The 267-nt window shown below is 65.5% G+C and carries 1 pseudogene; it reads right to left on the bottom strand.

Going from position 1 to position 267, the window contains the following annotated elements:
* Positions 1 to 267: pseudogene (locus ACFC20_RS17555) on the bottom strand (transketolase); the annotation flags it as partial.

Raw genomic sequence — 267 nt, forward strand, 5'->3', positions numbered from 1 at the left:
GGCCGAGCCGCCGACGGTTTCGGGCAGCAGATCGTTGATCGCGCCCAGCGCCAGTTCGCTGGCTTTGCGGGTGGCGACCTTCTGCGGGTTGGCGATCAGGCTGTCGATATAGGCGTCGAGCGAGAAGCCAGCCGGCAGTTCGCCCGCCATACGCCGCAAAAATTCAGCGCCTTCCGAAGCATTTGCCAGGCGACCTTCCCAGGCCGTGCGAACATCACCACCCTTGGCACCGATCGCCTTCCAGGCGGCGTCGATGACGGCGGGAAC

It is taken from the genome of Marinobacter sp. (genome assembly GCF_041984545.1).
In the GTDB taxonomy this organism is placed as follows: domain Bacteria; phylum Pseudomonadota; class Gammaproteobacteria; order Pseudomonadales; family Oleiphilaceae; genus Marinobacter.